Below are 339 nucleotides of genomic sequence, written 5' to 3' on the forward strand. Positions count from 1 at the left end.
CCCAGAAAATAGTAGTTATCGGAGGCGGTATAATATTGGGCGGCCCCTGCCGCTATCGGTGCAATAGTCAGCATTACCAGCGATCTCCCACTTCCGGTGAATCATCATTACGGTGAACCAGAATGTTTTTTTCATCGGCCTGCAAGCCATACATCGACTGCTCGTAGGCTTCGTGCATGTCGTGATAGGCGTCGTCGCCCTCACGGACCAACTCGCCGGTGTTTTTGTCCACATACTCAAATCCGGGGATCTCCTGTTCCCGACCGGCGGTTGAAGCCGCGGCTGATGCAACCGCCGTCTCCGCCGCGCTTGTCACGGCCTGTGCGGTATTGCCTGATG

1 protein-coding gene is annotated in these 339 nt (G+C 56.0%); it reads right to left on the reverse strand.

What is annotated here, in order from left to right:
* Positions 1 to 73 precede the first annotated feature (73 nt).
* Positions 74 to 339: hypothetical protein (locus AEP37_RS26900; protein WP_049615711.1), on the reverse strand; the 266-nt coding region annotated here is incomplete at its 5' end.

The sequence above is a fragment of the Yersinia pekkanenii genome (assembly GCF_001152565.1).
Lineage (GTDB): Bacteria > Pseudomonadota > Gammaproteobacteria > Enterobacterales > Enterobacteriaceae > Yersinia > Yersinia pekkanenii.